The following is a 12,308-nucleotide window of genomic DNA, read 5'->3' as shown; positions in this document are numbered from 1 at the left end:
GGTGGCGCTCAGGCGACGAGTTCGCGTTCCAGCGGGGTACGGAAGCGCGGGGTGATGCGCGCGTCGCCCACCCATGCGGCGAGGCGCGCGGCCTCGGCGGTGATCGCCTCCTCGGCGGCGCGGCCGGGGCTGCCCAGCAGCCGCCAGACGATCTCGCCGTCGGAGCGCTGGGCCCAGCCTCCGACGATCTCGCCGTTCCACCACACGGTGGGGCCGATGTTGCCGGCGTAGTCGAAGAGCGCGGGCTTGTGAGCGGGATCGAGGTGAAAACCGCGGTCGGCCCAGCCCATTGCGGTGGGGTCGAGGGCGGGCAGCAGCGCGGCCCAGGGCTCCGGGGCCGGTTCGGGCATGGTGTCACCGGGGCCGACGAGGGCGGTGCTCCCGTCCTCGAGGCGGACCTGGTCCGGGCCCACGGCGGCGAGTGCCTTGCGGACGTCCGTGAGGGTCCAGCCGGTCCACCACTTGAGGTCGGCCTCGGTGGCGGGGCCGTAGGCGCGGAGCCAGCGGCGGGCGATCTCCGCGCGGGCCTCGACGGCGGGTACCGCGGGCCACGGCTCGGTGTGGACCCAGCGGTACTGGCTGGAGGTCCACGACCCGCGCGGCCGGTCGCGCCGGATCCGGCCGTCGGCGGCCAGCAGCCGGATGACACGGGTCGCGACACCGGTCTCCGCCTCGTGCTTCTTGCCCCGGCCGATGGTGATCTTCTGGCGCAGGGCGGGCACGGCGGCTGACAACTGGCTTCCGGTGGCCGGCCCGTGGAGGTCGAGGGCGTCGAGCGCGGCGGCCTCCGCCCGGGCCAGCCACGCGGCGTCGAGCCCCTGACCGTCCTCGTCGAGGTGCTTGAGGAGGGTGCGGCGCTCCTTCACGGCGATGGCCCGGGCGGTCGAGGCGTCGACGTGGGGGGCGAGTTCCGTTGAGACGGCGAAGAGCGTGTTGCGCATGCTGAGCAGCCGCACGAGGCTGACGTCCTCGTAGAGCGCCTGCTCGACCACACCGGGACCGCCTTTGGCGAGCCGGGCCCGGGCGGAGAGGAAGATCGTCGCGGCGTCGGTGGCGTGCAGGGCGACCACGGAGTCCGCCGCCTCCGCCACCGTGGCGGCGCGGGCCGAGGGAGCGAGGCGGTGCCGTCGGCCGAGCCGGTGGCGGCGCTCGGCGGTGGTGACGAGGGGGAGGCTGGGGCTCATCCTCCCGATCGTAGGCCGGGCCTCCGACACGGTGGCCCGGCCTGCCGGTCGGCGTGCTCAGAGCTGCAGCTTGAACCCGACGTGGGACGCGGTGAATCCGAGCCGCTCGTAGAAGCGGTGGGCGTCGGTCCGGGTCGCGTCCGAGGTCAGCTGGACGAGGCTGCAGCCCTCGGCGCGGGACTTCTCCACGGCCCATTCGACGAACCGGGTGCCCAGCCCGCCGCCGCGCTCGTCCGCGTGGACACGGACGCCCTCGATGATGGAGCGGGTGGCTCCCTTGCGGGAGAGGCCCGGGACGATGGTCAGCTGGAGGGTGCCCACGACACGGTCCGCGCGGACGGCGACGACCAGGTGCTGGTTCGGGTCGTCGGCGAGGCGGGCGAGGGCCGCGCGGTACGGGGTGAGGTCCTCCGGGGACTCACGGGTGGCGCCCAGCGGGTCGTCGGCCAGCATGGCGACGATGGCCGGCAGATCGGCTTCGGTCGCGGGCCGGATGGCCAACTCGGGGGTGTCGGTCATGAGGGGTGTCTCCTCTCTCAGCCCGCGGCCACGGTGAGCGGAGCCCACCGGCGGCTCCAGTCGCCGGGCAGCTCGGGGATGTCGCGGGTCATGACGGCGTTGAAGGCCACCGACGCGAGACCGCGGTCCTTGAGCCAGGCGAGGAGCTCCTCGTGCCGTACGTCGACATCGGTGCGCAGCGCCCTGTCCGTGCCCGTGGCGAGTGCGGTGACCAGCGACTGGGCGGTGCCGGTGTCCTGGGCGATCAGCGGGCCGATGACATGGGTGTCCATGTTGGGCCAGGCCGCCGCGTAGCCGGTGAGGGTGCCGTCTCCGCTGCTGTCCTCGGCGACGAGCAGCTGGTCGGCGAAGGCGGGCAGCCTGGTGATCATGTGGGTGCGGTCGGTGCCGAAGACCTCGGCGTCCAGACGCAGGATGCGCGGGAGGTCCGAGGCGGTGGCCGGCCGGACCCGGGAAGCGCCGGGGGCACCGGGGGTGCCTTCGGGTCGGAAGATGCCCTTCAGCATTTCTGCCCGGCCCGTGGTCTTGAAACCGAGCTCCTCATAGAGGGGGCGGCCGTACGGAGTGGCGTGCAGGGTGAGGGGGACACCTTCGAGCACCTCGTCGCAGACATGGGTCATCAGGCGCCGGCCGAGGCCCTGGCGGGCGTAGCGGTCGGCCACGAGGACCATGCCGATGGCGGCGAGCTCCGGGCCGGCGCCGGTGTGGCCGTACCGGGTGACGATGCACGCCGCCGCGAGTCCCCGGCCGTCCGGGGCGTCGACGCCGTACCCCGTTCCGGCAGCGAGGAGCAGACCCCACTTGTGGTCCTCGCGGAGCCAGCCGCGATCTTCGGACAGGTCGGCGCAGCGGTGGAGATCGTCCACGGCCAGCGCCCGGATCGGCAGATCGGTGATGTGTGGTGGTGTCACCGGCTCAGACTGGATCATGAGCTGGGAGCCGTCCAGAGGATTTGGGGGAGGGGGAGATGTTTCACGTGAAACACGCTGTTTCACGTGAAACGAAGCCACTAACCTCGATGGCTATGACCCGCCTGCACCTCTTCGACCTCGACGGCACGCTGATGTACGGCTCGGCCGCGCCGGTCGAGATCTCTCGCCAACTCGGCCTGAGCGTCGAGATCGCCGAGCTGGAACGGGCCTTCGGTGCACGTGAGATCGGGCCGCACGAGTTCTCGGTGGCCGTCCACGCGCTCTGGGCCGAGCTCACGCCCGCGCATGTCCGGGCGGCGTTCGACGGGTCTCCCTGGCTGGCGGGAATCCGGGACGTCTGGCAGGAGATCCGGGAGCGCGGGGACTACTGCGCGGTGATCTCCCTGTCGCCGTCCTTCTTCGTGGAGCTGCTCCTGGAGTGGGGCGCGCACGCCGCGCACGGTTCGGTCTTCCCCGAGGTGCCGTTCACCCGGCCCGTGGAAGCCGCCGGGATCCTCACGCCCGAGGGCAAGGTCACGGTGGCGGACCGGCTGTGCGAGCAGTTCGGTGTGAGCCGGGGCGACTGCGTCGCGTACGGGGATTCGGTGACCGACTCGATGCTCTTCGAGGTGGTGCCGGTATCCGTGGCGGTCAACGCGCGGCCCTATCTGGCGGAGCGCGCGACCCATGTCTACGAGGGCCGGGACCTGCGGGACGCATACCAGCTCGTAGGGGTGGCGCGCCCGGGAGTTCACGCATCTTAGGAGGAAAGTGGGTTCGAAACGCGGATTTTCCGCATTTCCCCACCGGCCTCTGAGTCGGCTGGCACGCTGTGAAACCCGGATCCACGGATTCACAGGCCGTGGCGTGTGCAGACCGACCGAGATGCTCGAAGCGAGGCACCGCATGGACGCTCCGCCCACCAGATCGGCCAGACGCGACTCGGCCCGGATACCCGTCGAGGGCGGTGCGGCCGAACCCTCACCGGATGCCGTGCTCATCCGCCGGACCCTCGCGGAGATCGCACCGATCGCAGACAAGGTGACCTCGTACTTCTATGCGCTGGTCTTCTCCGGGCACCCCGAAGTGCGGGGCATGTTCCCCGCCGCCATGGACACGCAGCGCGACCGGCTGCTGAAGGCGCTGCTGACCGCCGCCGAGCACATCGACAACCCGGACGTACTCGCCCCCTATCTGCGCCGACTGGGCACGGGGCACCGCAAGTACGGCACCATGGCCGGCCACTACCCCGCGGTCGGCGAGGCCCTGGTCGGCGCACTGGCCCGGTACGCCACCGACAGCTGGGGGCCGGAGACGCAGGCCGCGTGGGTGCGCGCGTACACCGCGATCTCCCAGATCATGATCGACGCGGCGGCGGAGGACGAGGTGAAGGCCCCGGCGTGGTGGCACGCGGAGGTGGTCTCCCACGATCTGCGCACCTCGGACATCGCGGTGCTGACGGTCCGCCCCGACCAGCCGTACGCCTTCCTGGCCGGGCAGTACGCCAGCCTGGAGACCCCGTGGTGGCCGCGGGTGTGGCGGCACTACTCCTTCGCCTCGGCGCCGCGCGCCGACGGGCTGCTGTCGTTCCACGTCAAAGCCGTCCCCGCGGGCTGGGTCTCCAACGCGCTGGTGCGCCACGCCCGTCCGGGGGACGTGCTGCGCCTCGGACCGCCGGCCGGGTCGATGGTGGTGGACCACACCACTGACAACGGGATGCTGTGCCTGGGCGGCGGCACCGGCATCGCCCCGATCAAGGCGCTGATCGAGGACGTGGCCGAGCACGGCGAGCGGCGGCCGGTGGAGGTGTTCTTCGGGGCGCGCAGCGACAACGACCTCTACGACAAGGACACGCTGCTCGGGCTGCAGCGCTCGCATCCGTGGCTGTCGGTGCGCCCGGTGGTGGGCGACGGGCTGGCCGGTCAACTCCCGCAGGCCGTCGGTGAACACGGGCCGTGGAGTTCGTACGACGCCTTCATCTCCGGGCCGCCCGCGATGATCCGGAGCGGGGTGGACGAGCTCCTTCGGATCGGCATCCCCGGCGATCGGATCCGCCACGACGCGGTGGAGGAGCTGGTCGGCATCGCCGGCTGAGACCGGCGGGCAGCCCGCCGGTCCCAGTCCGGGCTCAGCCCAGGTCGGGAGCGTGCATGGCGCGTACGCCCTCGATGTTGCCGTCGAGGTAGTGCCGCAAGGACAGCGGGACGAGATGGACGGCGGCGATCCCCACGCGGCTGAAGGGCACACGGACGATCTCGTACTCGCCCTCGGGTTCGTCGATTTCGGGACCGTGCCGCAGGCTCGGGTCCATCGATTCGAGGCGGCAGACGAAGAAGTGCTGCACCTTCACGCCGGTCACCCCCCGGTCGGCGATGTGCTCGACGGTGTCGACGAAGCAGGGCACCACATCGGTGATCTTCGCGCCGAGTTCTTCGTGGACCTCTCGGTGGAGGGCGTCGACGACGGTGGCGTCCGAGGACTCCACTCCCCCGCCGGGGGTGAGCCAGTAGGGATCGACGCCGGGCTTGGTGCGCTTGATGAGGATCAGGTCGTCACCGTCGAGCAGGATCGCGCGGGCGGTGCGTTTGACCACGGGACGTTCGGTCATGGGAGAAGAGTGGCCCACGGCTCCCCTTCTGAAACGCGCCACGGGCCGGAAAAGAGGGGCTCACCAGTGCACGGCGGCTTCCACCAGCCGGTCGTGCGCCCGCGCGAGGTGGGCGAGGGCGAGGCTCCCGGTCCGCACGACCAGGAACCAGGTGCGCAGTGGCGGCACGGAGGGCTCCGCCAGGGCCACGATCCGGCCGCTGTCGAGGGCCTCCTGGCACAGATAGCGGGGCAGGACGGCGAGCCCGGCGCCGGCCCCGACGCACTCCAGTACGGCCCGCAGGTCGGGAGCCACCACGGTGGCGGCCAGGGACCGGGCATCGGGCCGGGTGTCGAAGACGGCGGCCCAGTAGCGGGAGACGAGCGGCAGGGTCTCGTGGACCTCCACGACCGGGATGCCGTCGAGAGCGGCCGGCCCCTCCGCGCGCAGCCGCTCCGTGTCGACGAGCGCCGCCCAGTAGGGCGCGGCGACCAGGACGTGCTCCTCGTCGCACAGGGCGGTGGCGGTGAAGAGCCCGCCGCGCGGGTGGGCGGTGGTGACGACGAGGTCGTGGTTGCCGGCGGCGAGCCCGTCGAGGGTCGCTTCGGCGCCGGTCTCCAGGGCGGCGCGCAGGGTGTGGCCCTGGCCGACGAGGGGTGCCAGGGCGGGCAGCACGCGCAGGCACAGGAACTCGGGTGGCCCGGCGACGTGGAGGGTGCGCAACGCACCGGCGGCCTCCCGCCCGGCCTCGGTGATCCGCAGCAGCGCGTCGAGGTGGGGGGCGGCCTGGTGGGCGAGTTCGTCGCCGACGGCGGTGGGGGTGACACCGCGGGCCCGGCGGTGGAAGAGGGGCCGGCCCAACTGGCGTTCCAGGGTGCGGATCTGCGAGGTCACGGCGGGCTGGGACAGGCCCAGGAGGGCGGCGGCGCGGGTGAACGAGCCGGCCCGGTGAACGGCGACGAAGGTGCGCAGCAGGGCCAGGTCCATCGCGGCACCTCTCGGTGGGGGCCTTCAACTATAAATATGCAGATAGGCACCTGTCGTTACCGTGATTGGACTCTGACGCAGAGTCAATTAGCCTTGTCGCGTGGTTCCTCGCGCGCGGAACCCGGGGCGGTCCGAGCCACGAGGGGGGAGGCTCGGACCGTCGTCCCAGGGCCCGCTCAGCCGGCGCCGCCTGCGAGGTCGAGGGCGCGCAGGACGTCCGCGACCAGGTCCTCGGTGTCCTCGGCCCCGGCGGAGAAGCGGATGAAGCCCTCCGGCACGGCGTCGCCGCCCCACCGTCCCCGCCGTTCGGCGGTGGACCGCACTCCACCGAAACTCGTGGCGTCCTCGACCAGGTGCAGGGCGGCCATGAAGCGTTCCGCGTGGGCACGGTCGGGCAGGGTGAAGGAGACCACCGAGCCGAAGCCGCGCATCTGGCGGGCGGCCGTCTTGTGCGAGGGGTCCGTGGCCAGGCCCGGGTAGCGCAGTCCGGTCACGTGGGGGCGGCCGGTCAGCGCCTCGGCGACGGCCAGCGCGTTGGCCCACTGCCGGTGCGCGCGCAGCTGGATCGTGGCCAGGGAGCGGTGGGCGAGCCAGGCTTCCATCGGGCCCGGGATCGCGCCGACGATCTTGCGCCAGCGCCGGACGCCGGCCGCGAGCTCCGGGTCGCGGCAGACCACGTACCCGAGCAGCAGGTCCCCGTGGCCGGTGAGGCCCTTGGTGCCGCTCGCGACGGAGAAGTCCGCCCCGAGCTCCAGGGGCCGCTGCCCGAGCGGGGTGGCGAGGGTGTTGTCGACGGCGACCAGGGTCCCGCCGGCGTGCGCCGCGTCCGCGAGGCGCCGTACGTCGCACACGTCGAGCCCGGGGTTGGACGGGGTCTCGATCCACAGCATCCGGGCTCCGTCGAGGACCGCGAGCTGGGCGTCGTCGCCGGTCGGGGCGGTGCGCACGTGGATCCCGTACGCCTCCAGCTGTTCCCGCAGCAGGGGCAGCGCCTGGTAGCCGTCGTCGGGCAGGACCACGGTGTCGCCGGTGCGCGCCTGCGAGAGGAGGACGGCGGAGACCGCCGCCATGCCGGAGGCGAAGACGATGGTGTGCACCTCCTCGCCGGGGGCCTCCAGTTCCCCGATCGCCCGCTCCAGCAGGGTCCAGGTGGGGTTGGTGTCGCGGCCGTAGGCGTACGGGCCTTCGACGTCGCCGGGGAGGTGGAAGTGGGCGGCGAAGACCGGTCCGGGCAGGGTCGGCTCGTTCTTCACGGGCTCCGGCAGTCCGGCGCGGACGGCGCGGGTGCCGTCGCCGATCGCCTCGGCGGTTCTTTCGGGGGAGTACTCGTTCACGCGGTGTGCTCCTTCACGGCCTTGCGTACGGCGTCCAGCAGACCGGGGCTCGCCGCCTCGACCAGCTCCAGGCACTCCTCGAACCCGTCGAGGGACCCGTAGTAGGGATCCGGTACGTCGGTCTCCGCGGCCGCGGCCGGATCGTAGGACCGCAGCAGCCGGATCTTGGCGGCGTCCTGCGGAGTGGGTGCCAGTGCCCGCAGGTCCCTCAGGTGTCCCGCGTCGAGCGCGATGACGAGGTCCAGGCGGTCGAACCAGGAGGAGTGGAACTGCCGGGCCCGGTGGTCCTGCTCGTAGCCCGCGGCTTCCAGGACGGAGACGGTGCGCGGGTCGGCGCCGTCGCCCTCGTGCCAGCCGCCGGTCCCGGCGCTGTCCACCTCGACCAGGCCGTCGAGGCCGGCCCGCGCCACGTGGGCCCGGAAGACGGACTCGGCCATGGGGGAGCGGCATATGTTGCCCATGCAGACGAAGCAGACGCGGTACATGGGCGTCATGGGCGTTCCGTTCAGTTCTTGTCGGGCAGGACCATGTTCACGGCCCAGGAGACGATGGAGATGATCAGGCCGCCGAGGACCGCGGTCCAGAACCCGTCGACATGGAAGCTGAGCTCGAGCTCCGAGGCCAGCCACGAGGTCAGGAGCAGCATCAGGGCGTTCACGACGAGGGTGAACAGGCCCAGGGTGAGGACGAACAGCGGCAGCGAGAGCAGCTTCACCAACGGCTTGACGATCAGGTTCACCAGGCCGAAGACCAGCGCGACCAGGATCAGGGTGAGCGTCCGGCGGCCCAGGCTGCTGCCGTCGTCGAGGGTGATGCCGGCGAGAAGCCAGATTGCGACGGCCAGGGCCGCCGCGTTGGCGAGCGTCTTGACTACGAAATTCATCATGTGTCTGATCGTGGCAGAGAAGATCCCGGTGGGACATCCGCAGATCAGCGGATGCGACGGCGCTACCGAGTACAAGGGGCACAACCACGATGAAAGCCTTCCGGCTTGACGAGCTCGAAGCGGAGCGGGCCGCCAACGACGGCGCCTATCTGCAGTTCCTGCGCGAGCGGAACATGTCCGTCGGGCTGTACGCGCTCGACGCCGGGCAGGTCGATCCGCAGCAGCCCCACCGTCAGGACGAGGTGTACTTCGTCGTGAGCGGGCGCGCCTCGATCACCGTCGGGGAGGAGACGACCACCGTGGCGCGCGGCAGCGTGGTCTACGTCCCGGCGGGCGTCCCGCACAAGTTCCACCACATCACCGAGGACTTGAAGGTGATGGTGGTCTTCTCCCCGCCGGAGAGCTGAGCGGACCGGGCGGCTGAGGGTCGGCGTCCGGATTCCCCTAAGGGGCGGGTCAGGGGAGTCCGGGGGCTCGCGGGCCCCGATCCGGGGCCGTGGCCTCCTAGCATCGAGAGCAGGAAGTCAAGGACGAGGAAGAGGTCGAGGACATGGACGGCATCCGAGAGACATTCGCAGGCATGCCCTGGTGGGTTAAGTGGGTCGCCGTTCCGCTGCTGGCGCTCTTCGTGTTCGGCGGTGTGATCACCAGCATCCTGACCGTGCTGATCGGGGTCGTCTTCAAGGTGCTGCTCTTCATCGGCCTCGTCGCCGGCCTGGTGTTCGTCGTGAAGAAGGTCGGCGGCGGCCGTACGAAGTCCTCCTCCGGCGACTGGTAGAACGCGGCGGGGACGGGGCCGGCAGCTCGGGGATTGAGCCAGGTGAGGGAACGTGAGGCACTAAACCGCTCACAGCCCCGGAACCGGCGGATAGAGTGGCAATCTGCGCCGGTCCCTGGGCATCGAAAGCCGGTACTGCCGCTCTGACCTGCGGTGATGCTAACGAGCCGCCGAGTACGACCCCCAGGAGTCACGGCATGCGCGGGGGCGGCCCCCGCAGGGCGGGCCTCCCCGAAGGCCCGCCGCCACGCCTGGGGGTGAGCTTTGTCTCCGGTTCACAACGCCGGTGTGCCGACGCTGATCGGCTCGGTCCAGCGGGCGCTGAGACTGCTCGAAGCAGTGGGGTCCCATAGTCAGGGAGCCCCGGCGAAACAGCTCGCGCGCGAGGCCGGGCTCCCGCTTCCCACCGCCTACCACCTGCTGCGCACTCTCACCCACGAGGGCTATCTGCGCAGGGAGGGCGGAGTCTTCGTCCTCGGCGACGCAGCGGGTCGGCTCGCCGGTGGGGGACTCCAGCAGAAACGTCGCAGCATGATCCTCGACTCCCTCGCGCACTTCCGCGACGCGGTCGGGGCCCCCGTCTACTTCGCGGTCTACCGCGAGGGTGAGATCGAGGTCGTGGGAGTTTCGGACACCCAGGCCAGCCCGGCCTGCGAGGAGTGGGCCGACTTCCGTGCGACCGGACATGCGCACGCCATCGGCCAGTGCCTGCTCGGACAACTCGACGAGCAAACGCGCAAGGACCATTACGACCGATATCCGGTCGAGCCGATCACCGCTTATACCGTGCGGGATCTCCGGTCGCTCGAGGACCGGATCGGAGCCCTCGGGCGAATGCAGCCAGTAACCGAACGCCAGGAATATGCCCTCGGCACGGTCTGTGCGGCCATCCCCATCACAGCGGGCGATACCGCCGCAACCATGGCCATTTCTCTCCCCCTGCACCAGGAAGATCGATTGCTCTATGTAGTCGATCGACTACGGAGTGAAGTAGGCGCGCTGTTGAGCACCCTCTCGTTCTCTATCAGTATCTGAAAACTCACTCCTTGTGATCTGCTAGCGCTTCCACCACTCTTGTCAAGAGGAGCCTGGGGGATCATTCCTGGCCACTTCCACTACAGCGGGGTAGGCAATGCGCGAGTCGGTACAGGCAGAGGTCATGATGAGTTTCCTCGTTTCCGAGGAGCTCTCGTTCAGGATTCCGGTGGAACTCCGGTACGACGCCCGTGATCCCTACGCAGTCCGCCTGACCTTCCACCTTCCCGGAGACGCGCCCGTGACCTGGGCGTTCGGCCGGGAGCTCCTCCTCGACGGCATCAACAAGCCGTGCGGTGACGGCGATGTGCACATCGCCCCCACCGATCCGGAGGAGCTGTCCGACGTCCACATCCGGCTGCAGGTCGGCGGCGACCGGGCGCTGTTCCGCGCCAGCGCGGCGCCGCTCGTCGCGTTCCTCGACCGCACCGACCGGATCGTTCCGCTCGGACAGGAGCGGAACCTGGGCGACTTCGAGGAGAACCTCGACGAGGCGCTCGGCAAGATCCTGGCGGAGTCGAAGCAGAACGAGCAGAACGCCGGCTGACGCGCGAGCTCTCGCCCGCCCGCCCCTCCCTTCGGGAAGCCCCGTTCGGGAAACCTCCTTCAGCGCTTGCGCCGCCGGCCCCGGCCGCCGCGGACCGGCCCCGCGGCCGGCGCGACGTCCGGGGATGCCGGCCGGTCGGCGGAAACCACCAGCGAGGCCAGTGCCGTCGTCACGGGGACCGAGGCCACCAGTCCGATCGAGCCCACGAGGGTCCGTACGATTTCCACCGCGACCAGCTCGCTGTTCGCCACCGAGCCCATGCTGCTGTTCGCGATCGAGAACAGCAGGAGCAGGGGCAGTGCGGCGCCCGCGTAGGCCAGCACCAGCGTGTTGACGACCGACGCGATGTGGTCGCGGCCGATCCTGATGGCCGCCCGGTACAGGGCGCGCGACCCCATCGAGGGGTCCGCCTGGTGCAGTTCCCAGACGGCCGAAGTCTGGGTGACCGTCACGTCGTCGAGCACGCCGAGCGATCCGATGATGATGCTTGCGAGCAGCAGACCGCTCATGTCGATGTCCGGGTACAGCCCGTGGATCAGCCCGGTGTTGTCGTCCGTGTTGCCGGTGAGGGACGCCCAGTCGATGAACACCGAGCCCAGCAGGCCGATCAGCACCAGCGAGACGAGGGTGCCGAGGACGGCGACCGAGGTGCGGGCGGTCAGGCCGTGGCACATGTAGAGCGCGATCAGCATGATGGCGCTCGCCCCGACCACCGCGACGACGAGCGGGTTCGAACCCTGCAGGATGGCCGGGAGGATGAACAGCGTCAGCACGCCGAAGCTGACGATCAGCGCGATCAGTGCGAACAGCCCGCGCATCCGCCCGACGAGGACGACCGCGAGCGCGAAGATGCCGGCCAGCACCGCAAGCGGGATCTTGCGGTTCACGTCGATCACCGAGTACTGGAGGTCGCGGGGGGCGTCGGGCGCGTACGCCACGACCACCTCCTGGCCGTCCGCCAACTGCCGCGGCGCACCCGGCTGGACGACCTCCACGAAGGTGCGGCCCTTGTCCGGGCCGGTGCCGATCTCGACGGTGGCCTTCTTGCACTCGCCGGTCTGCGCGGCCTGGGCCTCACGGCCCTCGGGGGTGGAGGGGTTCGCGGTCGGCGGTACCTGTGCGGCGTTCACCGATTTGCAGTCGACGCGTTCGAGCGAGACGACCGTGCCCTGCTGGGTCTGCCGGTCGAATCCCACCCCCGTGCGCTCGTGGGCGGGGGCGCCGCCCGGCCAGAGCACCACCAGGCCGATGACAACGGCGGTGGCGAAGGGGATCAGTACGGCCGCGATGACCTTGCGCAGGTGCTTCGAGACGGGGGCCGCCGGGCCGTGCCCGTGGCTGTGACCGTGGCCGTGGGAATGACCGGCGGAAGGACCCCCGGAGGACTCGGACGAGTGCCCGGCGGAGTGCCCCGGGCCGTCGTGCGCGTGGCCGGTGTGGCCATGGGGCTCTGTGGGCTCGGTGGGGGGCTGCGGCGAGGACGTCACCAGCAGATCATCGCAAGAGATGAGGGGGCCCACTGTTCAGCACGCCATGGATG

Annotated in this window: 15 protein-coding genes; 6 read left to right on the top strand and 9 right to left on the bottom strand. The window is 70.9% G+C overall.

All coding sequences use genetic code 11. The features are described from left to right. Positions 1–8 precede the first annotated feature (8 nt). From OG472_RS22790 to OG472_RS22780, 3 genes are read right to left on the bottom strand one after another with little or no spacing between them, the layout of a single operon-like run. A complete protein-coding gene (locus OG472_RS22790) occupies positions 9–1,184 on the bottom strand; it encodes a winged helix DNA-binding domain-containing protein (protein WP_405941960.1) in 1,176 nt (391 codons plus the stop codon). A gap of 57 nt (positions 1,185–1,241) precedes the next feature. Continuing rightward, a complete protein-coding gene (locus OG472_RS22785) occupies positions 1,242–1,703 on the bottom strand; it encodes a GNAT family N-acetyltransferase (RefSeq protein ID WP_405941959.1) in 462 nt (153 codons plus the stop codon). Between the two features lie 17 nt (positions 1,704–1,720). Next, a complete protein-coding gene (locus OG472_RS22780; RefSeq protein ID WP_405830988.1) occupies positions 1,721–2,632 on the bottom strand; it encodes a GNAT family N-acetyltransferase in 912 nt (303 codons plus the stop codon). A 95-nt stretch (positions 2,633–2,727) separates the two neighbouring features. On the opposite strand from OG472_RS22780, the gene OG472_RS22775 reads away from it, so the two are divergent. Further along, complete coding sequence (locus OG472_RS22775; protein WP_405830986.1) at positions 2,728–3,378, top strand: HAD family hydrolase; 651 nt, start codon at positions 2,728–2,730, stop codon at positions 3,376–3,378. A 142-nt stretch (positions 3,379–3,520) separates the two neighbouring features. Next, positions 3,521–4,708 (top strand): globin domain-containing protein, encoded by a 1,188-nt coding sequence (locus tag OG472_RS22770; protein ID WP_401610194.1) that lies wholly within the window; start codon positions 3,521–3,523, stop codon positions 4,706–4,708. 34 nt (positions 4,709–4,742) lie between these two features. On the opposite strand, the gene OG472_RS22765 is transcribed toward OG472_RS22770, so the two are convergent. The 5 genes from OG472_RS22765 to OG472_RS22745 all read right to left on the bottom strand — a co-directional run bounded on the left by OG472_RS22765 (position 4,743) and on the right by OG472_RS22745 (position 8,408). Further along, positions 4,743–5,222 carry an NUDIX domain-containing protein gene (locus OG472_RS22765; protein ID WP_376611932.1) on the bottom strand — a complete coding sequence of 160 codons (480 nt, stop codon included), beginning with the start codon at positions 5,220–5,222 and terminating at the stop codon, positions 4,743–4,745. A gap of 60 nt (positions 5,223–5,282) precedes the next feature. Then, positions 5,283–6,188 carry a LysR family transcriptional regulator gene (locus OG472_RS22760; protein WP_401610197.1) on the bottom strand — a complete coding sequence of 302 codons (906 nt, stop codon included), beginning with the start codon at positions 6,186–6,188 and terminating at the stop codon, positions 5,283–5,285. 176 nt (positions 6,189–6,364) lie between these two features. Beyond that, entirely contained in the window at positions 6,365–7,522 is a 1,158-nt protein-coding gene (locus tag OG472_RS22755; protein WP_401610200.1) for a cystathionine gamma-lyase, read from the bottom strand. After that, positions 7,519–8,007 carry a low molecular weight protein-tyrosine-phosphatase gene (locus OG472_RS22750; protein WP_405943201.1) on the bottom strand — a complete coding sequence of 163 codons (489 nt, stop codon included), beginning with the start codon at positions 8,005–8,007 and terminating at the stop codon, positions 7,519–7,521. Before OG472_RS22750 ends, OG472_RS22755 begins: the two co-directional genes overlap by 4 nt. 20 nt (positions 8,008–8,027) lie before the next feature. Continuing rightward, positions 8,028–8,408, bottom strand: coding sequence for a phage holin family protein (locus tag OG472_RS22745; RefSeq protein WP_401610203.1), 381 nt, complete (start codon positions 8,406–8,408; stop codon positions 8,028–8,030). Between the two features lie 89 nt (positions 8,409–8,497). Between OG472_RS22745 and OG472_RS22740 the strand changes: the two genes are divergently transcribed. The 4 genes from OG472_RS22740 (at position 8,498) to OG472_RS22725 (ending at position 10,768) form a co-directional block, all read left to right on the top strand. Further along, positions 8,498–8,815 carry a cupin domain-containing protein gene (locus OG472_RS22740; RefSeq protein ID WP_319721218.1) on the top strand — a complete coding sequence of 106 codons (318 nt, stop codon included), beginning with the start codon at positions 8,498–8,500 and terminating at the stop codon, positions 8,813–8,815. A 152-nt stretch (positions 8,816–8,967) separates the two neighbouring features. After that, positions 8,968–9,186: a DUF5326 family protein gene (locus OG472_RS22735; RefSeq protein ID WP_401610421.1), complete on the top strand. Its 219-nt coding sequence runs from the start codon at positions 8,968–8,970 to the stop codon at positions 9,184–9,186. 297 nt (positions 9,187–9,483) lie between these two features. Continuing rightward, on the top strand, positions 9,484–10,221 hold the full coding sequence (locus OG472_RS22730; protein ID WP_401610423.1) for an IclR family transcriptional regulator: 738 nt from the start codon (positions 9,484–9,486) through the stop codon (positions 10,219–10,221). A gap of 97 nt (positions 10,222–10,318) precedes the next feature. Beyond that, the gene (locus OG472_RS22725) at positions 10,319–10,768 is read left to right on the top strand and encodes an SsgA family sporulation/cell division regulator (protein WP_319721220.1); all 450 of its coding nucleotides are present in this window, start codon (positions 10,319–10,321) and stop codon (positions 10,766–10,768) included. A 59-nt stretch (positions 10,769–10,827) separates the two neighbouring features. Here the strand turns inward: OG472_RS22725 and OG472_RS22720 are convergent, their stop codons facing one another. Then, positions 10,828–12,255 (bottom strand): YibE/F family protein, encoded by a 1,428-nt coding sequence (locus tag OG472_RS22720; RefSeq protein ID WP_401610206.1) that lies wholly within the window; start codon positions 12,253–12,255, stop codon positions 10,828–10,830. Positions 12,256–12,308 lie beyond the last annotated feature (53 nt).

Origin of the sequence: Streptomyces sp. NBC_00207 (assembly GCF_045160965.1) — a bacterium.
In the GTDB taxonomy this organism is placed as follows: domain Bacteria; phylum Actinomycetota; class Actinomycetes; order Streptomycetales; family Streptomycetaceae; genus Streptomyces.
The sequence above is the reverse complement of the archived record's forward strand: the minus strand, read 5'-3'. Positions and strand labels throughout refer to the sequence as shown.